This window comes from Streptomyces coeruleorubidus, from assembly GCF_008705135.1.
GTDB lineage: Bacteria > Actinomycetota > Actinomycetes > Streptomycetales > Streptomycetaceae > Streptomyces > Streptomyces coeruleofuscus.
In genome coordinates this window covers 2,049,235-2,070,626 of sequence record NZ_CP023694.1, presented here as the reverse complement: position 1 = coordinate 2,070,626, position 21,392 = coordinate 2,049,235, and the positions used below count along the sequence as shown (strand labels likewise).

Annotated in this window: 19 protein-coding genes; 14 read left to right on the top strand and 5 right to left on the bottom strand. The window is 72.4% G+C overall.

Annotated features, from left to right (window positions below):
• Positions 1-25: 25 nt before the first annotated feature.
• Both CP976_RS09695 and hmgA read right to left on the bottom strand, forming a co-directional pair.
• Complete coding sequence (locus CP976_RS09695; protein WP_150479971.1) at positions 26-775, bottom strand: GntR family transcriptional regulator; 750 nt, start codon at positions 773-775, stop codon at positions 26-28.
• A 26-nt stretch (positions 776-801) separates the two neighbouring features.
• Positions 802-2,154, bottom strand: coding sequence for a homogentisate 1,2-dioxygenase (hmgA, locus tag CP976_RS09690; RefSeq protein ID WP_150479970.1), 1,353 nt, complete (start codon positions 2,152-2,154; stop codon positions 802-804).
• Between the two features lie 162 nt (positions 2,155-2,316).
• Between hmgA and CP976_RS09685 the strand changes: the two genes are divergently transcribed.
• The 11 genes from CP976_RS09685 to CP976_RS09635 all read left to right on the top strand — a co-directional run bounded on the left by CP976_RS09685 (position 2,317) and on the right by CP976_RS09635 (position 16,657).
• A complete protein-coding gene (locus tag CP976_RS09685) occupies positions 2,317-2,925 on the top strand; it encodes a hypothetical protein (protein ID WP_150479969.1) in 609 nt (202 codons plus the stop codon).
• On the top strand, positions 2,922-3,539 hold the full coding sequence (locus tag CP976_RS09680) for a TetR/AcrR family transcriptional regulator (protein WP_150479968.1): 618 nt from the start codon (positions 2,922-2,924) through the stop codon (positions 3,537-3,539). The genes CP976_RS09685 and CP976_RS09680 overlap by 4 nt, the downstream gene beginning before the upstream one ends.
• 92 nt (positions 3,540-3,631) lie before the next feature.
• Entirely contained in the window at positions 3,632-5,899 is a 2,268-nt protein-coding gene (locus CP976_RS09675) for a molybdopterin oxidoreductase family protein (protein ID WP_150479967.1), read from the top strand.
• Between the two features lie 135 nt (positions 5,900-6,034).
• On the top strand, positions 6,035-7,453 hold the full coding sequence (locus CP976_RS09670) for a CitMHS family transporter (RefSeq protein ID WP_150479966.1): 1,419 nt from the start codon (positions 6,035-6,037) through the stop codon (positions 7,451-7,453).
• Between the two features lie 34 nt (positions 7,454-7,487).
• Positions 7,488-8,717 carry an MFS transporter gene (locus CP976_RS09665; protein WP_150479965.1) on the top strand — a complete coding sequence of 410 codons (1,230 nt, stop codon included), beginning with the start codon at positions 7,488-7,490 and terminating at the stop codon, positions 8,715-8,717.
• A 93-nt stretch (positions 8,718-8,810) separates the two neighbouring features.
• Positions 8,811-9,401, top strand: coding sequence for a hypothetical protein (locus CP976_RS09660; protein ID WP_150479964.1), 591 nt, complete (start codon positions 8,811-8,813; stop codon positions 9,399-9,401).
• Positions 9,402-9,924: 523 nt separating this feature from the next.
• Positions 9,925-10,911 carry a class F sortase gene (locus tag CP976_RS44650; RefSeq protein WP_373304901.1) on the top strand — a complete coding sequence of 329 codons (987 nt, stop codon included), beginning with the start codon at positions 9,925-9,927 and terminating at the stop codon, positions 10,909-10,911.
• 196 nt (positions 10,912-11,107) lie between these two features.
• Entirely contained in the window at positions 11,108-12,448 is a 1,341-nt protein-coding gene (locus CP976_RS09650; protein WP_150479962.1) for an ABC transporter ATP-binding protein, read from the top strand.
• A 154-nt stretch (positions 12,449-12,602) separates the two neighbouring features.
• Positions 12,603-13,991 carry an aldehyde dehydrogenase family protein gene (locus CP976_RS09645; RefSeq protein WP_150479961.1) on the top strand — a complete coding sequence of 463 codons (1,389 nt, stop codon included), beginning with the start codon at positions 12,603-12,605 and terminating at the stop codon, positions 13,989-13,991.
• Positions 13,992-14,011: 20 nt separating this feature from the next.
• Positions 14,012-15,094, top strand: coding sequence for a Zn-dependent alcohol dehydrogenase (locus CP976_RS09640; protein WP_150479960.1), 1,083 nt, complete (start codon positions 14,012-14,014; stop codon positions 15,092-15,094).
• Positions 15,095-15,286: 192 nt separating this feature from the next.
• Positions 15,287-16,657 carry an MFS transporter gene (locus tag CP976_RS09635; protein WP_150479959.1) on the top strand — a complete coding sequence of 457 codons (1,371 nt, stop codon included), beginning with the start codon at positions 15,287-15,289 and terminating at the stop codon, positions 16,655-16,657.
• Here CP976_RS09635 and CP976_RS09630 read toward each other — a convergent pair.
• The 3 genes from CP976_RS09630 to CP976_RS09620 all read right to left on the bottom strand — a co-directional run bounded on the left by CP976_RS09630 (position 16,646) and on the right by CP976_RS09620 (position 19,123).
• Positions 16,646-17,620, bottom strand: coding sequence for a DMT family transporter (locus CP976_RS09630; RefSeq protein WP_167537311.1), 975 nt, complete (start codon positions 17,618-17,620; stop codon positions 16,646-16,648). The genes CP976_RS09635 and CP976_RS09630 overlap by 12 nt on opposite strands.
• A gap of 92 nt (positions 17,621-17,712) precedes the next feature.
• A complete protein-coding gene (locus CP976_RS09625) occupies positions 17,713-18,423 on the bottom strand; it encodes an ArsR/SmtB family transcription factor (RefSeq protein WP_150479958.1) in 711 nt (236 codons plus the stop codon).
• A gap of 58 nt (positions 18,424-18,481) precedes the next feature.
• Positions 18,482-19,123 (bottom strand): TetR/AcrR family transcriptional regulator, encoded by a 642-nt coding sequence (locus CP976_RS09620; protein ID WP_150479957.1) that lies wholly within the window; start codon positions 19,121-19,123, stop codon positions 18,482-18,484.
• A gap of 77 nt (positions 19,124-19,200) precedes the next feature.
• On the opposite strand from CP976_RS09620, the gene CP976_RS09615 reads away from it, so the two are divergent.
• The 3 genes from CP976_RS09615 to CP976_RS09605 all read left to right on the top strand — a co-directional run bounded on the left by CP976_RS09615 (position 19,201) and on the right by CP976_RS09605 (position 21,383).
• Positions 19,201-20,352: an acyl-CoA dehydrogenase family protein gene (locus tag CP976_RS09615; protein ID WP_150479956.1), complete on the top strand. Its 1,152-nt coding sequence runs from the start codon at positions 19,201-19,203 to the stop codon at positions 20,350-20,352.
• Between the two features lie 59 nt (positions 20,353-20,411).
• Positions 20,412-20,672, top strand: coding sequence for a YiaA/YiaB family inner membrane protein (locus CP976_RS09610; protein WP_150479955.1), 261 nt, complete (start codon positions 20,412-20,414; stop codon positions 20,670-20,672).
• Between the two features lie 69 nt (positions 20,673-20,741).
• Entirely contained in the window at positions 20,742-21,383 is a 642-nt protein-coding gene (locus tag CP976_RS09605) for a TetR/AcrR family transcriptional regulator (RefSeq protein WP_150479954.1), read from the top strand.
• Positions 21,384-21,392: the final 9 nt, after the last annotated feature.

The window sequence follows — 21,392 nt, the reverse complement described above, 5'->3', positions numbered from 1 at the left end:
GTACGGTGTGGCTCCGACACCCGGGTCAGGTCGCCTCAAGGGTCACCGTGAAGGAGAAGCGGTCCCCCCGGTACTGGATGACGGCCACGTCCAAGGGCCGCCCGCCGGCGTCGTACGTGACGCCCGTGTAGTGCAGGATCGGGCTGAGCAGCGGCACTTGGAGCAGTTTCGCGGTCTCCGGGTCGGCCAATCGGGCCTCCACCGTGTCCGTGATGCGGCTGATGTCCGCCCCGACGACATCCCGCAGCACCTTGGTCATGGGCCACCGGACCAGGTCGTCCAGGTCGATGTGCGCGGCCAGTTCGGGACGTACGTAGTTGCGGGCGTGGTTGGTCGGCTCACCGGCCTTCTCGTCGCTGCGCAGCCGGTGGTACGTCGCCACCTCGGGCAGCTCCGGGAAGAACTCGGTGAGTTCGGCCGGCACCGGGGCGGTGCCGTGGTCCAGCAGCGCGGTCGTCATGCCGGACTGCTGGGCCACGATCGCGTCCACCGAGCCGAGCAGACGGACCGGGGAACCCCGGCGCGCGTGCGGCTCGATGAACGTGCCGCGCCGGCGGTGACGCGAGATGAGCCCCTCGTCCTCCAACTCCTTCAGCGCCTGCCGCATGGTCAGCACGCTCACCCCGTAGTGCCCGGCGAGCTGCTCCTCGGTGGGCAGGCGCAGCGGGTCCCGGGGCGAGCGGCCGAGGATCGAGGCGCGCAGCGACTGTGACACCTGATACCAGAGCGGCAGCTTGCGGTTCAGGACGATCGAGTCCGGAGCGAAGGAGGTCACGGGCCATCCGTACCGGTCGGGGCTGTTCAGTGCAAGGGACGGAAGTGCCGCTCCAGGCCCTGCCAGACGTCGTCGTAGCGCTGCTGGAGGTGTTCGGCGCGGGCCGCCTGCGGGGTGAGGGCGATCGGCCAGCGCGTCTCGAACATGAACGCCAGGCCGTCGTCGATCTTCTGGGGCTTCAGCTCGGCGGCGCTCGCCCGGTCGAAGGTCTCCCGGTCGGGGCCGTGCGCCGACATCATGTTGTGCAGCGAGCCGCCGCCCGGCACGAACCCTTCGGCCTTCGCGTCGTACGCGCCCTCGATGAGTCCCATGTACTCGGTCATCACGTTCCGGTGGAAGTACGGCGGCCGGAACGTGTCCTCGCCCACCAGCCAGCGCGGGGCGAACACCACGAAGTCGACCCCGGCCAGCCCCGGGGTGTCCGACGGGGACGTCAGCACCGTGAAGATCGACGGGTCCGGGTGGTCGTACGTGATGGTGCCGAGCGCATTGAAACGGCGGAGGTCGTAGACGTACGGCACATGGTTGCCGTGCCAGGCGACGACATCGAGCGGGGAGTGGTCGTAGGTGGCCGTCCACAGGTTGCCGCAGAACTTGTTCACCACCTCCACCGGGCCCTCGACGTCCTCGTACACGGCCACCGGGGCGCGGAAGTCCCGGGGGTTGGCGAGGCCGTTCGCGCCGATCGGGCCCAGGTCGGGGAGGTGGAAGGGCGCGCCGTAGTTCTCGCACACATAGCCGCGGGCGGACTCGTCGAGCAGTTCCACACGGAAGCGGACACCACGTGGAATCAGCGCCACATGGCCCGGCTCCACATGGAGCAGACCGAACTCCGTGCGCAGCAGCAGCCCGCCGCGCTCCGGGACGATCAGCAGCTCGCCGTCGGCGTCGCTGAACACCCGGTCCATCGAGGCGTTGGCGGTGTAGAGGTGGACGGCGATGCCGGTCCGCTGGGTGACGTCGCCGTTGCCGCCCAGGGTCCACAGGCCGGCCAGGAAGTCGGTCTCCGGTGCCGGGTCGGGGAGGGGGTTCCAGCGCAGGCGGTTGGGGTCGGGCACGGTCTGGGTGAAGGGGGCGGTGCGGATCGAGCCGTTGTGCGTGCGGGTGAAGGCCGGGTGCGCGGCCGACGGGCGGATCCGGTACAGCCACGAGCGGCGGTTGTGGGCCCGGGGCTCGGTGAAGGCCGTACCGCTCAGCTGTTCCGCGTACAGCCCGAGCGGGGCCCGCTGGGGCGAGTTGCGCCCCTCCGGCAGTGCGCCCGGTACGGCCTCGGAGCTGTGCTCGTTGCCGAAGCCGGAGAGATAGGTCAGCCCTTCGGCGGTCTTCCGCGCTCCCCCACGCTCGAACCCGCTCGCGCGGGAGGTACCCCCATCGCTCATGATCGCTGCTCCCTTGTGTCTGATTCCTATGCAGTACCGTAGGATTGCGTTTTCCCCGGCGCAAGGGGGACACGTGCCCTACAGGCCGTACTTCCGGCGGATGACCGGGACCAGACTTCAGGACGATCCGCAGTACCGGACGCGTGTTCTACGCTCCCCGACATGTCGTGTACACGGGGACCTTTGGCCGTGCTCGCGGTCTGTGTCCTCCTCGTGGCCGGATCCGCGGGCTGCGGCTCCAGTGCCGAGCGGGAGCGGGGCGGCGGGGCGTCGCCCACGCCCGTGGGCAGGCTGCTGGATGACCGGGACAAGGAGGGGCGGCCCTACCGGGAGGTGGGGCAGGAGGACGCCCCCGGCGTCGGCATCGAGGTGCAGCCCGGCGTGGCCGACGGCTGGGACGTACGCCTGACCTTGCGGAACTTCCGTTTCTCGCCGGCCGGCGCGGCCGGCGTGGTCGCCGGACGCGGCCTCGCGCACCTCTACGTGGACGGCCGCCTCGTCGCCCGGCTCCGCGCCCCCGGGTACCGCCTCGCCGGCCGGCTCGTACCGCGCGGCACGCACCAGGTGACGGCCCGCCTCTACGCCGACGACGGCACCGTGTGGGTGGTGGACGGCGAACCCGTGGAGAGTACGGCCGACATCACCGCGTCGGAGCCGGGCCCGGGCACGACGCCGAGCGCGAACGCGCGGCGGAAGGCGCGGGCCCGTGCAACGACCCGGTCACCTGCCGGGGGGCGAGGTTCACCGGACCGCGCCGGAAGGGCATCATGAAGCCCGTGCCCCACGCGACATCGCTCCGCCGCGCGCCCGTGCAGCGGCGCAGCGCCGAACGCCTGACCAGGATCCTCGACGCCTGCGCCGGCCTCCTCGACGAGGTCGGCTACGACGCCCTGAGCACCCGTGCCGTCGCCCAGCGGGCCGGTGTCCCCATCGGCTCGGTCTACCGCTTCTTCGGCAACAAGCGCCAGATGGTCGACGCGCTGGCCCAGCGCAACCTCGAGCACTACTCGGAGCGGATCGTCCAGCGCCTGCGGGAGGCGGGCGACGGGGGCTGGCGCGAGGCCATGGACGCCGTGCTCGACGAGTACCTGGAGATGAAGCGCACCGCGCCCGGCTTCTCCCTCGTCGACTTCGGCAACCAGATCCCGGTCGGCGCCCGCCAGGCCGAACCCAACCACCGCGTCGCCGACCGGCTCACCGAGCTCCTCTCCGGCTATCTCGGCCGTGAGCCCGACGAGGATCTGCGCCGGGTCTTCCTCATCGCCGTGGAGACCGCCGACACCCTCGTGCACTTGGCCTTCCGGGTCGCGCCGGACGGGGACCAGAAGATCATCGAGGAGATGCGGGAGATGCTGCGGGCGTATCTGGCCCGGGTGCTCGACTGACTCGTGGCGGCCAGGGCCTCCCCTCCGTGCATACCGGTCGGTATGCTCGGTCGCGTCCGCGCGTCACCGTAGCCGCCGCCCCTGGAGGACCCGTGTCCCGCACCGCCCTGCGTATCTGTCCCCTGTGCGAGGCCACCTGCGGCCTGACCCTCACCATCGAGGGGACGCGCGTCACCCGTGCCCGAGGTGACCGCGACGACGTCTTCAGCAAGGGATTCATCTGCCCCAAGGGCGCCTCCTTCGGGGCCGTCGACGCCGACCCCGACCGGCTGCGCACCCCGCTCGTGCGCCGGGACGGCGAGCTGCGCGAGGCCACCTGGGAGGAGGCCTTCGACGCGGTCGCCGCCGGCATCCGGCCCGTCGTCGAGCGGTACGGCCCGAACTCCGTCGGCGTCGTCCTCGGCAACCCCAACGTGCACACCATGGCCGGCGCCCTCTACCCGGCGCTGCTGCTCGCCGGGCTCGGCACGCGCAGCGTCTTCACCGCCTCCACGGTGGACCAGATGCCCAAGCACGTCTCCAGCGGACTGCTCTTCGGCGACGCGCACGCCATCCCCGTGCCCGACCTGGATCACACCGACCATCTGCTCCTGATCGGCGCCAACCCGCTGGAATCCAACGGCAGTCTGTGCACGGCCCCCGACTTCCCCGGCAAACTCAAGGCGCTCAAGGCCCGCGGCGGCACGCTCGTCGTGATCGACCCGCGGCGCACCCGCACCGCGAAGCTCGCCGACCGGCACATCGCCGTGCGGCCCGGCACCGACGCGCTGCTGCTGGCGGCGATGGCCCAGGTGCTCTTCGACGAGGGCCTCACCGAACCCACCCCGCACGTCCAGGGCGTCGAGGAAGTGGCCGACGCCCTGCGGGAGTTCACCCCCGAAGCCGTCGCCGCCGCCTGCGACGTCGAGGCCGACGTCATCCGCGCCCTCGCCCGCGAGCTCGCCGCCGCCCCCACCGCCGCCGTCTACGGGCGCATCGGCAGCTGCACCGTCCCGCACGGCACCCTGGCCAGCTGGCTCGTCGACGTCCTGAACATCCTCACCGGCAACCTCGACCGGCCCGGCGGGGCGCTCTTCCCGCAGGCCGCCACCGACAAGACCCCGCGCCCCGCCGGACCGGGCCGCGGCTTCGCCCTCGGGCGCTGGCACTCCCGCGTGAGCCGGCACCCGGAGGCCAAGGGCGAACTGCCCCTCTCCGCCCTCGCGGAGGAGATCGACACCGCCACCGAGGAGGGCGAACCGGTGCGCGCGCTGCTGGTCGTCGCCGCCAACCCCGTGCTCTCCGCGCCCGACGGCGACCGGCTCGACAAGGCGCTCGAATCGCTCGACTTCATGGTCAGCGTCGACCCGTACCTCAACGAGACCGCACGCCACGCCGACGTCGTCCTGCCCCCGCCCCCGCCCTCCCAGAGCCCGCACCACGACTTCGCCTTCAACACCTTCGCCGTCCGCAACCAGGTTCGCTACACCCGTCCCGCGATCCCGCTGGAGCCGGGCCGGATGGCCGAGACGGAGATCCTGGCGCGGCTGATCCTCGCCGTGACGGGCATGCACGGGGCCGATCCCGCCGCCGTCGACCAGATGGTCATCGACCAGACCCTCGGCAAGGCGGTCGAGGAACCGCACTCGCCCGTGCACGGCCGTGACCCCCGCGAACTCGCCACGCTGCTCACCGGCGACACCGGCCCCGAGCGGCGGCTGGACATGATGCTGCGTCTCGGCCCCTACGGCGACGGCTTCGGCGTACGACCGGACGGACTGAGCCTTCAGAAGCTGCTCGCGCACCCGCACGGCATCGACCTCGGTCCGCTGCGGCCCCGGCTCCCGCAGCCGCTGAAGACCAGGAGCGGCAAGGTGGAACTGCTGCCGCAGCCGATCGCGGACGACCTGCCCCGCCTGAAGCGCGCCCTGGAGGAGCGCCCCGGCGGACTCGTCCTGGTCGGCCGCCGCCACCTGCGCTCGAACAACAGCTGGATGCACAACGTGCCGGCCCTCACCGGCGGATCCAACCGCTGCACCCTGCACATCCACCCCGAGGACGCCGAACGGCTGGGCGTGCGCGACGGGGCGCCGGTGCGCGTGAAGGGCGCCGGGGGAGAGGTGACCGCACCGGCCGAGGTCACCGACGACGTGCGCCGGGGCGTGGTGAGCCTGCCGCACGGCTGGGGCCACAGCCGCCCCGGCACCCGTCTCAGCCATGCCGCGACCGACCCCGGCGTCAACGTCAACCAGCTCCTCGACGGCCGCCTGCTCGACCCGCTGTCCGGCAACGCGGTCCTCAACGGAGTGCCCGTCGAGGTCGCCCCCGAGACTGCCCCCGGATGCGCATCCGTGACCGAAAAGCTCACCGCTCTGACCTGAGCAAAGCTGTGACCAGCAGTTTTGCGCTTATTGCTCGCACGTCAACGTCTTGTTAACGCTGCTTGAACGCACCTAACGTCTCGGACACCGCCGGCCCTGGTGGGATGTTCAAGGGCGAACGTTAGGTATCCACTCATGCTGACCATCCTCGGCTTCGCCATGATCGCGACCTTCCTGGTCCTGATCATGATGAAGAAGATGTCGCCGATCGCGGCGCTCGTGCTGATTCCCGCGCTGTTCTGCGTGTTCGTCGGCAAGGGCGCCAACCTCGGCGACTACGTCCTCGACGGCGTGACCGACCTCGCCCCCACTGCGGCGATGCTCATGTTCGCGATCGTCTACTTCGGTGTGATGATCGATGTCGGTCTCTTCGACCCGGTCGTCCGCGGCATCCTCAAATTCTGCAAAGCCGACCCGATGCGGATCGTCGTCGGCACCGCCGTGCTCGCCGCGATCGTGTCGCTGGACGGCGACGGCTCCACCACCTTCATGATCACCGTCTCGGCGATGTACCCGCTGTACAAGCGCCTGAAGATGAGCCTGGTCGTGATGACCGGTGTCGCCGCCATGGCCAACGGCGTGATGAACACCCTCCCCTGGGGCGGCCCGACCGCCCGCGCCGCGACCGCGCTCAAGCTGGACGCCAGCGACATCTTCGTCCCGATGATCCCGGCGCTCCTGGTGGGCCTGCTCTTCGTCTTCGTCCTCTCCTACGTCCTCGGTGTGCGTGAGCGCCGGCGGCTGGGCGTGCTGACGCTGGACGAGGTGCTGGTGGAGGAGAAGGTCGAGGAGAAGGAGACCGAGACGGTCCTCGTGGGCGCCGGCGGCTCCGGCGACGGCAAGGTCTCCATGCGCAAGGGCGTCGCGGGCGGCGCGGGTTCCGGCACGGACGCCGACGAGCAGGACGACGACTTCCAGGGCCTCGACCCCCACCGCGCCACGCTGCGCCCCAAGCTGTACTGGTTCAACGCGCTGCTCACGGTCGGCCTGCTCACCGCCATGATCATGGAGGTGCTGCCGATCCCGGTGCTGTTCCTGCTCGGCGCCGCACTCGTGCTCACCGTCAACTTCCCGCACATCCCGGACCAGAAGGCCCGCATCGCCGCCCACGCCGAGAACGTCCTGAACGTCTCCGGCATGGTCTTCGCCGCCGCCGTCTTCACCGGCGTCCTCCAGGGCACCGGCATGGTCGACAACATGGCCAAGTGGATGGTGGACGTCATCCCCGCCAGCATGGGCCCGCACATGGCCCTGGTCACCGGCATCCTCAGCCTTCCGCTGACGTACTTCATGTCGAACGACGGCTTCTACTTCGGTGTCCTGCCGGTCCTCGCCGAGGCGGGCGCCGCGCACGGTGTCTCCCCGCTGGAGATGGCCCGCGCCTCCCTCGTCGGCCAGCCGCTGCACATGTCGAGCCCGCTGGTCCCGGCCGTGTACGTCCTGGTCGGCATGGCCAAGGTCGAGTTCGGCGACCACACGAAGTTCGTCGTGAAGTGGGCCGCCCTCACCTGTCTGGTCATCCTCGGGGCGGGCATGCTCTTCGGGATCATCTGACCCCCGTGGACATCCGATCCGTGTGGAGGACATCGTGAGGCCCGGTGGGAACCGCGGCTGGCTGCTCCGCCTCGTCATCGCCTTCAGCTTCGCGCAGGGGGCGGTGTCGATGGCCCGGCCCGCCGTCTCCTACCGGGCCCTCGCGCTGGGCGCGGACGAGCGCGCGGTCGGTGTGATCGCGGGTGTGTACGCGCTGCTGCCGCTGTTCGCCGCCGTCCCCCTGGGCCGCCGCACCGACCACGGCCGCTGCGCGCCCCTGCTGCCCATCGGCGTGGTCCTCATATCCGGCGGCTGCGCGCTCAGCGGCGTCGCGAACTCCCTGTGGGTGATGGCCCTGTGGAGCGGCGTGATGGGCCTCGGTCACCTCTGCTTCGTCATCGGCTCCCAGTCCCTCGTCGCCCGCCAGTCCGCGCCGCACGAACAGGACCGCAACTTCGGCCACTTCACCATCGGTGCCGCGCTCGGCCAGCTCGTCGGCCCCATCGCCGCGGGCGCGGTGATCAGCGGCGACGACATGACGGGCACCAGCGCGCTCGCCCTGATCGCGGCGGGTGCGATCGGGGCGGTCGCGTTCACCTCGCTGTGGCGCATCGAGCACCGCCGCACGGCGGCCACGTCCCGCGCCGAGAAGGGCGACCGTGTCCCGGTCGGGCGCATCCTGCGCACCCGGGGCGTGCCGGCAGGCATCCTCATCAGCCTCGCCGTGCTGTCCGCGACCGACATCCTCACCGCCTACCTTCCGGTGGTCGGCGAGCACCGGGGCATCGCGCCGTCCGTGATCGGCGTCCTGCTCAGCCTGCGCGCGGCGGCCACCATCGCCTGCCGTCTGGTGCTGACGCCCCTGCTGCGGCTGCTCGGCCGCACCGTGCTGCTCACGGTGACCTGTCTGCTGGCGGCCCTGCTGTGCGCGGGCATCGCCCTGCCGATGCCGGTGTGGACGCTCGGCCTGCTGCTGGTGCTGCTCGGCTTCTGCCTCGGTGTGGGGCAGCCGCTGTCCATGACGACGGTCGTCCAGGCCGCGCCCGACGAGGCCCGATCCACGGCCCTGGCGCTGCGCCTGACCGGCAACCGGCTCGGCCAGGTGGCCGCGCCCGCCGCGGCCGGGCTGATCGCCGGGGTCGCGGGGGTGGCGGCTCCGTTCGTGACGCTCGGGGTGCTGTTGCTGCTGTCCTCAGGCGTCGCCGTGCGGTCACCGAGGGAGCCGAAGGACACGGACGAGGCCCGCCGACCGCGGGCACGGCTGCGCCGGAAGAGCGATATCTGACGCGTCGCAGGGCGCAGTTGCCGCCCTTCGACCGTCTTGTGACAGAGAGTCAGGTGACGAGGTATTTGTATGACAATCATCTGACTTGGAGGCATGTTCATGCCCGTCGTACCTCCCGCGTGCCGTGCCGGCACCCGCACCGCCGTCCTCGCCGCCCTCACCCTCGCAGGGACCACCCTGAGCGGGGTACCCGCTGTCGCCGCTCCGGGGGACAACGGGGACGTCAAGATCCACGCGACCGAGACGGCCGCCAGTGATCGACGCAACGATCCGAAAGTCTGCGACTTCTACCTCGCGGCGTTCGACTTCGAGGCAGGTGAGACGGTCAACTGGACCATCCTGACCCTCCCCGAGGTGCCGGCCAAGAGCGGTTCCGTCACCCTCGACGCGGCCGGCGCGGGCCGCAGTCCGCGCATCGACCTGCCCAATGGGCAGTACAAGCTGACGTGGCTCACCGACCGGGCCCACGGTGTGGGCAAGTTCAAGGTGTTCCAGGTCGACTGCCCGGCCTCCAAGGCCACGCCCACCGCCATCACCCCCAACGGCGGCCCGCCGGCGGGTGGCGGCGGAATCGCCCGTGCCGAGGCATTCACGCCGGTCGCCGGCGCAGCCGCCGTCGGGCTGGCCGCCGTCGCCGGGACGGTCTGGTTCCGGCTCCGTCGCCGCCCCGATGGCGCGGCGTAGGCCGCGTTCCGCGTATCGCGCCGCTCCGGTGGAGCGGCGTGGGGCCGGAGAGGCCATGGGTGCGGGGTCGGTGGGGTGGGGTGGAGGAGGGGCTGGTCCTGACACCGCCTCGGTGGGTCGGCGTGGGACCGGATACCGGTCTGAATCCGGCTCGGCGGTTCGGCGTGGGGCCGGATACCGGTCCGAGTCCGGCTCGGTGGGTCGGCGTGGAGCCGGCAGGCGGTCTGAGACCGGCTCGGCGGCCCGGCGTGGGGCGGGGTCCGGTTATGCCGTTGTGCCGACGGTCAGGCGTGGTGGTGGGGCGGGTTACGGCGGTGCTCCGGTGGGGCGGCGTGGGGTCGCGGCGGCTCCTGCCGCTGATCCGAGGACACGGCGTGGGCCCGGGCCTGGTTCCGGTGCTGCTCGCGTGGTGCGGCGGGGACCGGGCTACGGGGGCGGGGCGGCTCGGCGTGGGGCCGGAACCGGTGTCGTCGCTGTTCCGGCGGGGCGTCGTAGGGCTGGTTCCGGACACGTCCCCGCTCCGGTGGCGCGGCGCCGACGGTCCCGCAAGCCCTGGTACCGGACGCGCGCCTACCGCCTGACGCGGACGATCGTGGTGACCGTCTTCCTGCTCGTGTGCGGTGTCTTCCTGGACCGGGGTGGAGAGCCGGGCAGGGCGGCCACGGCCCTCCCGCCGGGCTCCGCCGAGGCTGCCGCTGCCGTGCCGGGCGACTCGGGTGTCCCCGCCGCTGCCGTGCCGGGCGGCTCGGACCACGCCCCGGCCACCCGGCCCCACCCCTCCCGGGAACCCGGCCCGCCCGTCGGCCCCTCCCGGGAGCCCGGCCCGCACACCGGCGCGTCCCGGGCACCCGCATCCCCTACGGCCGCGGCCCCCACCCCCCGATCCGACGCCCCCGGGCCCCACACCTCCGGGCGCCGGGCTCCCGGATCCCCCACCCCCGAGCCCTCCACCGACGCCCCCGGGGCACGGCGACAGCGGCCCGCCGCCGACCCCGACCCGAACCGCACCTCCACCTCACGACCGCCCCGCCCCCCGGCGTCCCCCAGCCCCCTGCCCCCCTCCCGAGCCACCCGCCTGCTCATCCCCTACCTCCGTGTCGACGCCCCGGTCATGGACCTGGGCCTCGACCGCGAACGCCGCCTCACCGCACCCCCGGAGGGCGACCCGAAGCTCGTCGGCTGGTACAAGCAGGGCGCCTCGCCGGGTGAGCGGGGCACCGCCGTGGCCGTCGGGCATCTCGACACCGACAGCGGTCCCGCCGTCTTCGCGGGGCTGACCGAGCTGAAGCCGGGCCGCACCGTCGAGGCCCGCCGCGCCGACGGGCGGATCGCCGTCTACACCGTCGACAAGATCAAGTCGTACGAGAAGGCGCACTTTCCCAGCCAGGAGGTGTACGGCGCCCGGGGGCGCCCCGAGCTGCGCCTGATCACCTGCGGCGGCAGCTACGACCGCAGGAAGGGCTACTCCGGGAACGTCGTGGTCTTCGCCCACCTCACCGGCATCCGCTGACCCCGGGCGGCCCGGGCCGTGGCCGAATCAGGCCGTCCGCCTTCTCACCAGCTGGACCGGAACCCCCGATCGTGCCCCGTGTCTTCCCCAGGCCGCACACATTCCGTTAACTTCCGTGACCCACAGCCCCGTACGACCCGCACGGGGCTTCCGACCGCGGAGCACCAGCGCCCTGATGACCCCTCGGGGGCACCTCATGACACGCGCCATCTCCCTGCACGACGTGAGCAAGGCCTACACGCGAGGCGCCCGCGTGGTGGACCGGCTGTCGCTGGACATCACGCCGGGCGAGTTCCTCGTGCTGCTCGGCCCGTCCGGCTGCGGCAAATCGACCGTGCTCCGGATGATCGCCGGCCTGGAGGAGATCGACGAGGGCGAGCTGCTGCTCGACGGCGAGTACGCCAACGACCTGCCGCCGTCCGGGCGGGACATGGCGATGGTCTTCCAGAACTTCGCCCTCTACCCGAACATGACCAGCCGCGCCAACATCGGTTTCCCGCTGCGTATCGAGGCCCCGGGCACGGACCCCGGGCCGCGCGTGGACGCCACCGCCCGGATGCTGGGCATCGAGGACCTCCTCGACCGCCTGCCCGCCCAGCTCTCCGGCGGTGAACGCCAGCGGGTCGCCATGGGCCGGGCCATCGCCCGCCACCCCTCCGCCTTCCTGATGGACGAGCCGCTGTCCAACCTCGACGCCAAGCTCCGCACCCACCTGCGGGCCGAGATCTCCCAGCTCACCCGCGAACTGGGCGTCACCACCGTCTACGTCACCCACGACCAGTCCGAGGCCATGTCGCTCGGCGACCGCGTCGCAGTGCTGCGCGGCGGCGTGCTCCAGCAGGTCGACAGCCCGCGTGTCGTCTACGCGCTGCCCAGCAACGTGTTCGTCGCCGCCTTCATCGGCACCCCGCGGATCAACCTCCTGCGCGGCCTGGTGCGCGCCCCGCTGGACGGCGCGATGACCATCAGCCTGGGCAAGCAGTTCCTGCGCCTGCCCGAGCCGCTCTCCCTGGACCACCAGTTGCTCCGGGTCCAGCAGGGCCGCGAGGTCATCGTGGGTCTGCGCTCGGAGGCCGTCCGGATCGCCAAGCACTCCGCGGCCCGCCCCGGCGAGGTGCCGATCACCGGACTGGTCGAGCACGTGGAGTTCCAGGGGCACGAGATCCTCGTCCACTTCAACACCGGCTCCAGCCCCGCGGTCGTCACCGAACTGGAGGCCTCGCGCCCGCGCCCGGGCCGCCCCGCCCGGCGCCGCCGCCGCGAGGGCTCGGTCATCGGCCGTCTGCGGGAGCGGTCCGCCGCCGGGCGCGCGGGCCCCGTCGTGGCCCTGGACCACCCCGCGGACGCGCGACCCGGCCTCGCGACCGCCGAACCCCGCCTGCCCGGCGACCTCATCGTGCGCACTACCCCGGACCTGGCCCTCCGCCACGGCATGCAGGTGCCGCTGCTCGTCGACCTCGCCCACCTCTTCGTCTTCGACCAGCACGGCGACCGCATCTGCCCGCACCCGGCACGCCTGCCCGATCTGGAGGAGTGAGGAGCCGCACACCCGGGCGGGGCCCGCTCCGTGCTGTGATGACCGGGATCACCGGACACACGGGATCACGGGATCACCGGGACGTCTGGCGCCGGAAAACTATCGTCGCTAGTTTATGTGCCGGACGACGACGCCCCGCCCCGGAGGAAGTGCGATGAAGGCATACGACGGCATGTACATCGGGGGCGCCTGGCGCCCCGCCGCCGGCCAGGACGTGATCGAGGTCGTGAACCCGGTCGACGAGCAGGTCATCGGCACGGTCCCGGCCGGCACAGCGGAGGATGTCGACACCGCCGTACGGGCCGCACGCGCCGCCCTGCCGGAGTGGGCCGCGACCCCGCCCGCCGAGCGCGCGGCGCGCCTGGCCGCCCTCCGGGACGTGCTCGCGGCCCGCGCGGACGAGATCGCCGAGACCGTGACGGCCGAGCTCGGCGCGCCCCTGAAGTTCTCGCAGGCCGTCCATGCGGCCGTGCCGATCGCGGTCGCGGGCTCCTACGCCGAGCTGGCGGCGACGTATGCCTTCGAGGAGAAGACCGGCAACTCGGTCGTGCACCACGAGCCGGTCGGCGTGGTGGCCGCGATCACGCCCTGGAACTACCCGCTGCACCAGATCGTCGCCAAGGTCGCCCCGGCCCTCGCGGCGGGCTGCACGATCGTCGTGAAGCCCGCCGAGGACACCCCGCTGGTCGCCCGCCTGTTCGCGGACGCCGTGCACGAGGCCGGAATCCCGGCGGGCGTCTTCAACCTGGTCACCGGCCTCGGCCCGGTCGCCGGCCAGGCCCTCGCCGAGCACCCCGGTGTCGACCTGGTCTCCTTCACCGGCTCCACCGCCGTCGGCCGCCGGATCGCCGCGATCGCCGCCGGGCAGATCAAGAAGGTCGCCCTCGAACTCGGCGGCAAGTCCGCCAACGTCATCCTCCCGACCGCCGATCTCGCCAAGGCGGTCAACGTCGGCGTCGCCAACGTCATGTCCAACTCCGGGCAGACGTGCAGCGCGTGGACGCGGATGCTGGTCCACCGCGACCGGTACGACGAGGCGGTCGGGCTCGCCGCCACCGCCGCCGCCAAGTACGGCGAGCGCATCGGCCCGGTCGTCAACGCCAAGCAGCAGGCCCGGGTGCGCGGCTACATCGAGAAGGGCGTCGCGGAAGGCGCCCGCCTGGTCGCCGGCGGACCCGAAGCCCCGCGGGAGAAGGGCTACTTCGTCAGCCCGACCGTCTTCGCCGACGTCACTCCGGACATGACCATCGCGCAGGAGGAGATCTTCGGCCCCGTCCTGTCGATCCTCCGCTACGACGACGAGGAGGACGCCCTGCGGATCGCCAACGGCACGGTCTACGGTCTGGCCGGCGCGGTCTGGGCCGGGGACGAGGCCGAGGCGGTGGCCTTCGCCCGCCGCATGGAGACCGGCCAGGTCGACATCAACGGCGGCCGCTTCAACCCCCTCGCCCCCTTCGGCGGCTACAAGCAGTCGGGCGTGGGCCGCGAACTGGGCGTGCACGGCCTGGCCGAGTACCTCCAGACCAAGTCCCTCCAGTTCTAGTCAGGGGAGTCCCTTCCGTCATGGCTGTCCGCGCCGCCGTCCTGCCCGCCGTCGGCTCCCCGCTGGAGATCACCGGCATCGAGCTGCCCGACCCCGGACCGGGCCAGGTCCACGTCCGGCTCGCCGCCGCCGGGGTCTGCCACTCCGACCTGTCCCTGTCCAACGGCACCATGCGCGTCCCGGTCCCGGCCGTCCTCGGCCACGAGGGCGCCGGCACGGTCGTCGCCGTCGGCGAGGGTGTCACCCACGTCGCGCCCGGCGACGGGGTCGTCCTCAACTGGGCCCCGTCCTGCGGCTCCTGCCACGCCTGCTCGCTCGGCGAGGTCTGGCTGTGCGCCAACGCCCTCGACGGCGCCGCCGACGTCTACGCCCGCACCACCGAGGGCACCGACCTCCACCCCGGCCTGAACGTCGCCGCGTTCGCCGAGGAGACCGTCGTCTCCGCCGCCTGCGTCCTGCCCGCGCCGGAGGGCATCCCGCTCACCGACGCCGCCCTCCTGGGCTGTGCCGTCCTCACCGGCTACGGTGCCGTCCACCACTCGGCCCGCGTCCGGCAGGGCGAGACGGTCGCGGTGTTCGGTGTCGGGGGAGTGGGGCTCGCCGCCCTCCAGGCCGCCCGGATCGCGGGCGCCTCGAAGATCGTCGCGGTGGACGTGTCCGCCGAGAAGGAGGAACTGGCCCGGGCGGCCGGCGCCACCGACTACGTCCTCGCCTCCGAGAACACCGCCCGCGAGATCCGCGCACTCACCGGCAAACAGGGCGTCGACGTCGCCGTGGAGTGCGCCGGCCGCGCGGTCTCCATCCGCACGGCCTGGGACTCCACCCGCCGCGGCGGCCGCACCACGGTCGTCGGCATCGGCGGCAAGGACCAGCAGGTCACCTTCAACGCCCTGGAGATCTTCCACTGGGGCCGCACCCTGACCGGCTGCGTCTACGGCAACTCCGACCCGGCCGTCGACCTTCCGGTCCTGGCCGAGCACGTCCGCGCGGGCCGCCTCGACCTGAGCGCCCTGGTGACGGAACGCATCTCCCTCGACGGGATCCCGGCGGCATTCGAGAACATGCTGGCGGGCAAGGGCGGCCGGGCACTGGTCGTCTTCTAGCCCGTATCCCCGGTACCCCGGCCTCCGCGCGAGGCCGGGGTCCGCGGCGTGCCCGGCCCCATGATCAGTGGTGCTTACAGACAAAAGTCCTGGTGCACGACCCGTTGACGTCCATACCGTCCGGTCAGTACGTTCCCCGGAACCCGAGCCACCCCCCGGTTTCGTCCCCGCACCCACCGGAGCGTGCACCACATGGACACGGCCCCTTCCGCTCAGCCGCCCGCCTCGACCGCGCCCGCCGTGGGCAACCGCCGCCGCGTAGCCACCGCCGCGGCCCTCGCCTCGGCCGTCGAGTGGTACGACTACTTCGTCTTCGGCATCGCCGCCGCCCTCGTCCTCGGCGACCTCTACTTCCCCGCCGGCAGTCCCACCGCCGGCGTCATGGCCTCCTTCGCCACGTTCGCCGTCGGCTTCCTCGCCCGCCCCCTCGGCGGCATCGTCGCCGGCCACCTCGGCGACAAGCGCGGCCGCAAGCCGATGCTGGTCCTCGCGCTCACGCTGATGGGCGTGGCCACCACCGGCATCGGCCTGCTGCCGACGTACGACACGATCGGCGTCGCCGCCCCGATCCTGCTCGTCCTGCTCCGCATCGCCCAGGGCGTCGCCGTCGGCGCCCAGTGGGGCGGCGCGATGCTCCTGGCCACCGAGTACGCCCCGGAGGGCAAGCGCGGCGTCTACGGCAGCGTCGTCCAGCTCGGCGTCCCCATCGGCGTGGTGACCGCCAACACGGTCTTCCTGGCCGCCGGCGCCCTCACCACCGACTCGGCGTTCGCGGCCTGGGGCTGGCGCGTGCCGTTCCTGGTCGGCCTGCTCGTGCTCGGCCTCGCCTGGTACATCCACACCCGCGTCGAGGAGACCCCGGCGTTCAAGGAGGCCGAACGCGCCCTCGCGGAGCAGGAGAAGTCCGAGCAGAGCTCGCCGCTGCGCACGATCCTGCGCGGCCACCTCGGCACGGTGCTCCTCGCCGGCGGCTCCTTCGCCGTGAACACCGCGACCTTCTACATCCTCATCACCGGCGTCCTCGACTACACGACCCGCGAGCTGGACATGGAGAAGGGCCCGGTGCTCATGGTCTCGCTCTGCGTCAGCCTCACCCAGCTCGTGCTGATCCCGGCCGCCGCCGCCCTCTCCGACCGCATCGGCCGCATCCGGATCTACGCCTTCGGGGCCGCCGGCATCGCGCTGTGGGCCGTACCGCTCTTCCTGCTGATCGACACCGGCTCGCTGCTGTGGCTCGCGGTCGGCACCTTCGTCGCCAGCTGCTTCCTGAGCATCATGTACGGCCCCCAGGCCGCCCTGTTCGCCGAGCTGTTCACGCCCGAGATGCGCTACACCGGCGCCTCCCTCGGCTACCAGATCGCGGCCGTCGCCGGCGGCGGCCTCGCCCCCTTCGTCATGGTGCTGCTGCTGGAGGCGACGGGCACCTCGATGGCGGTGTCCGGCTACATCATCGCGCTCTCGGTGATCGCCCTGGTGTCGATCAAGGTCCTCGCGGACCGGGCGCGTGCGGCGGAACCGGAGGCCGCGCCCGAGGCCAAGGCGGAAGCCGAGTCAGCGGGCTGAGTCCGCAGTCCGCTCGGGCCGGGGTTCCGCATCCGCTCCCGGATCCCCGGCCCGAGCCGCCGCCCGCGAACGCGACCGCGACCGGGACACCGCGACACCCGCCAGGCACAGCGCACCGCCGACCAGGGTGAGCAGCCCCGGCACCTCGCCGAGGAACAGCCAGGACATCAGCACGACCAGCGCGGGCGCCGCGTACGTCGTCGCGCCCATCCGGCTCGCGGTCGTCCGGGACAGGGCGTACGCCCACGTCGTGAAGGCGAGGGCGGTGGGGAAGACGCCCAGGTACACCATGTTGAGTGTCGCGGAGGCCGGTGCTTCGGCGGCCTCCTGGACGAGCTGTCCGGCGAACGGCAGGCACACCACGGCGCCGACCAGGCAGCCGAAGGTCGTCACCTGCAACGGACTGGCCGTGCCCAGTGCCGGCTTCTGCGCGACGACACCGGCGGCGTACGTGACCGCCGCCAGCAGGCACAGCACCACCCCGAGCACCGAGGAACCGCCCCCGCCGGACATCGAAAGACCCACGGTCACCGCACCGGCGAACGACACCGCCATCCCCGCCAGCAGCCGCGGCGGCATCGGATCACCCAGCAACCGGGCACCGAGCAGCGCGATGAGGATCGGCCCGGTGTTCACCACCAGGGCGGCCGTACCCGCGTCGACCAGTTGCTCGCCCCAGTTCAGGGCGACCATGTACACGCCGAACCACAGCAGGCCCGATATGGCGATCCCCCGCCAGGCCGAGCGCGGCGGCCACCCCTCCCGCCGCAGCAGGCAGATCACCCCCAGCGTCAGCGCCCCGGCCAGCAGCCGCCCGAGCGCCAGTGCCCCCGGCGAGTACGCCTCGCCCGCACTGCGGATCGAGACGAAGGCGGACGCCCACAGAACGACGGTCACCGTGGCCGCCGCGGCGGCCAGCAGCTCCGCGCGGCGGGCGGGGCGGGACGGGGTGTTGTTCATCATGCTCCCGAGGCTAGGTGGGGAAAGGGAACGGAGGCTCGCGAATTTCGGACGGGGCTTCAGCAGGTGGTGGGCTTGTCGGGGGAGGCTCGGGGTCAGCGCAGCGCCGCGGCCTCCACGCCCAGCAGATCGAACAGGGCCCGTTCACCGGCAGCCGTCACCTTCACGGCCCGCTCGGAGCCGATCCGCACGCACCACCCCGTCTCCAGGGCGTGCCGGCACAGGGCCGCGCCCGCGACACCCGCGAGATGAGGCCGGCGTTCGGTCCAGTCGAGACAGGCACGGGCCAGCGGGCGCCGGCCGCGCCGGTCGAGACCGATACCGGCCGACTCGAACCACGCCAGCCCGGCGTCGGTGAGCGCGAACCCGGTCTCCTGTTGCAGCAGCCCGCGCGCCGTCAGCGCGTCCGTGACAGCGATGCCGAGCCGCCCGGCGAGATGGTCGTAGCAGGTGCGGCCCCGGGCCATCGCCGAACCGGCGCTCGACTCCCGCAGGTTCCGCGGCCGTACGGCCGTACCCGGCGCGACCTGCGCCGCCAGGTCCTCCACGAGCTGCGCGACCCGCGCGTCGGCCAGCCGGACGTACCGGTGCCGGCCCTGCCGCTCCTCGGCGAGCAGCCCGCCCGCGACGAGCCTGCCGAGGTGCTCGCTCAGCGTCGACGCGGCGACACCCGCGTGCCGCGCCAGCTCGCCCGCGGTCCAGGCCCGGCCGTCGAGCAGCGCCAGCAGGCACGCGGCCCGGGTCTCGTCCGCGAACAGCGCGGCGAGCCGTGCCAGGCTCGTGGCCTGCGGGTCCCTCGTCGTCATGCCCCCAGCATGGAACACCAACACTTCGGCCGGCGCCGAAGTGTCCCGCCGAGAGGTGCTACGCGGTCCGCCGCACCTGCTCGTACTGCCGTGCCAGCCCGTCCAGCAGGGCCGTCAGGCCGGTCTCGAAGGCCCGCTCGTCGATCTTCTCCTGCTGCTCGGCGAGGCGGTGGGCCTGCTGGAGATGGGGGTAGTCGGCGGGGTCGTAGGCGCTCGCGTCGTCCACGAATCCCCCGGCGAAGGAGCCGAGCGCGGAGCCCATCACGAAGTAGCGCATCAGCGCGCCGATGGAGGTGGCCTGCGCCGGCGGCCAGCCCGCCTCGACCATCGCGCCGTAGACCGCGTCCGCGAGGCGCAGCCCTGCCGGGCGGCGGCCGGGGCCGCGGGCCAGCACCGGGACGATGTTCGGGTGGTCGCGCAGCGCGGCCCGGTAGGAGACGGCCCAGTCGTGCAGCGCGGTCCGCCAGTCCCGGCCGTCCTGGAACATCGTCAGGTCCACTTGGCCGCTCACCGAGTCGGCGACCGCCTCCAGGATCTCGTCCTTGGTGCGGAAGTGGTTGTAGAGCGAGGGCCCGCTGACCCCGAGTTCGGCGGCGAGCCGGCGGGTGGAGACGGCCGCGAGGCCCTCCGCGTCCACGAGCGCGCGGGCCGTCTCGACGATCCGGTCGGTGCTGAGCAAGGGCTTGCGCGGTCGGGCCATGGCGCACATAGTAGGGCTGCCGATCGAAACTAGCAGTGCTAATTTAAATGTACGGCTTTCAAGTGGAGTGACCTGTGGTGAACCTGGAGCTCAGCGAGGAGCAGACCGCCGTACGGCAGCTCGCCCGGGACTTCGTCGAGCGCGAGATCGCCCCGAACGCGATCGCCTGGGACCGTGCCGAGGAGGTCGACCGCGGGATCGTCAAGAAGCTCGGCGAGGTCGGCTTCCTGGGGCTGACGGTCGACGAGGAGTACGGCGGCTCGGGCGGCGACCACCTCGCGTACTGCCTGGTCACGGAGGAACTCGGCCGGGGCGACTCGTCCGTGCGCGGGATCGTCTCCGTCTCGCTGGGGCTCGTCGCGAAGACCGTCGCCGCCTGGGGCAGCGAGGAGCAGAAGCGGCGGTGGCTGCCGGGGCTCACCTCCGGTGAGTCGGTCGGCTGCTTCGGCCTCACCGAGCCGGGCACGGGCTCGGACGCGGGCAACCTCGCGACGCGGGCGGTGCGGGACGGTGACGACTACGTCATCAACGGCACCAAGATGTTCATCACCAACGGCACCTGGGCCGACGTCGTCCTGCTCTTCGCCCGCTCCACGGACGCCCCCGGCCACAAGGGCGTCTCCGCCTTCCTGGTCCCCACGGGCACGCCCGGCCTGACGCGCCGCACGATCCACGGGAAGCTGGGGCTGCGCGGCCAGGCCACCGCCGAGATCGTGCTGGAGGACGTGCGGGTGCCCGCCTCGGCGCTGCTGGGGGAGGAGGGCAAGGGCTTCTCGATCGCCATGTCCGCCCTCGCCAAGGGCCGGATGTCGGTCGCCGCGGGCTGCGTCGGCATAGCCCAGGCCGCGCTGGACGCGGCCGTGCGGTACGCGGGCGAGCGCGAGCAGTTCGGGAAGACCATCGCCCGCCACCAACTGGTCCAGGAACTGATCAGCGACATCGCCGTGGACGTCGACGCCGCCCGGCTGCTGACCTGGCGGGTCGCCGATCTGATCGACCGGGGCCGGCCGTTCGCCGTCGAGTCGTCCAAGGCCAAGCTGTTCGCCTCGGAGGCGGCCGTCCGCGCCGCCAACAACGCGCTCCAGGTCTTCGGCGGCTACGGCTACATCGACGAGTACCCCGCGGGCAAGCTGCTGCGGGACGCCCGCGTGATGACCCTCTACGAGGGCACGAGCCAGATCCAGAAGCTGGTCATCGGGCGTGCGCTGACGGGCGTTTCGGCGTTCTGAGTACGCCCCTGAGTATGTCGGCGGATGTGGCGCGGGCCACGTCCGCCGAAGCTTGCCCCATGAGTGACACACCGGGCAGCAAGCAGCAGAACACGGCCGCCTTCTACGGCCAGGCCGTCGCCTCCTTCGCCGTCGCCATGGCGGCCACCGCCATCGGCATCTACCAGCTCAGCGCCGACGCCTGGGTGCGGGGCTTCCTCGCCATCGCCGTCCTGTACCTGGTCACCTCCTCCTTCACCCTCGCCAAGGTGATCCGGGACCGGCAGGAGGGGCCGGCGCAGGGTGCGGCGCCCGCGTACGCCCCGTTCGAGAAGCGCTGAGCTGCCACACTAAGCGCCCGCTCACCTTCGGCGGTATGGTGTTGTCCCTGTCGGTGAGAGGGGCGAGTGATGAGTACGGCGGAGGAGACGGCCGGCGGCGAGGCGCAGGCGTGGGGCGAGGTCACGCCCGACGCGGCGCGACGGCTGCTGATCGCCGCGGTGGAGGCCTTCGCCGAGCGCGGGTACCACGCCACGACGACCCGGGACATCGCGGGCCGGGCCGGGATGAGCCCGGCCGCGCTCTACATCCACTACAAGACCAAGGAAGAACTGCTGCACCGCATCAGCAGGATCGGCCACGAGAAGGCCCTGGAGATCCTGCGGACGGCGGCGCGGCGGGAGGGCACCGCCCGCGAGCGCCTGGCCGGTGCGGTCAGCTCCTTCGTCCGCTGGCACGCCGGCGGACGCACCACCGCCCGGGTCGTCCAGTACGAGCTGGACTCGCTCGGTCCGGACGCCCGTGACGAGATCCTCGCGCTGCGTCGGCAGTGCGACGCCGAGGTGCGGGCGATCATCGAGGACGGCGTGGCGGCCGGTGAGTTCGACGTCGTGGACGTGAAGGGCACGACCCTGGCCGTTCTCTCGCTCTGCATCGACGTCGCCCGTTGGTTCAATGTCAACGGGCCGTGGACGCCGGACGAGGTCGGCGCGCTGTACGCCGACCTCGTGCTGCGGATGGTGGGGGCCGGGGGAGAGGAAGCCCGCCGGTAGCCCGCCGGG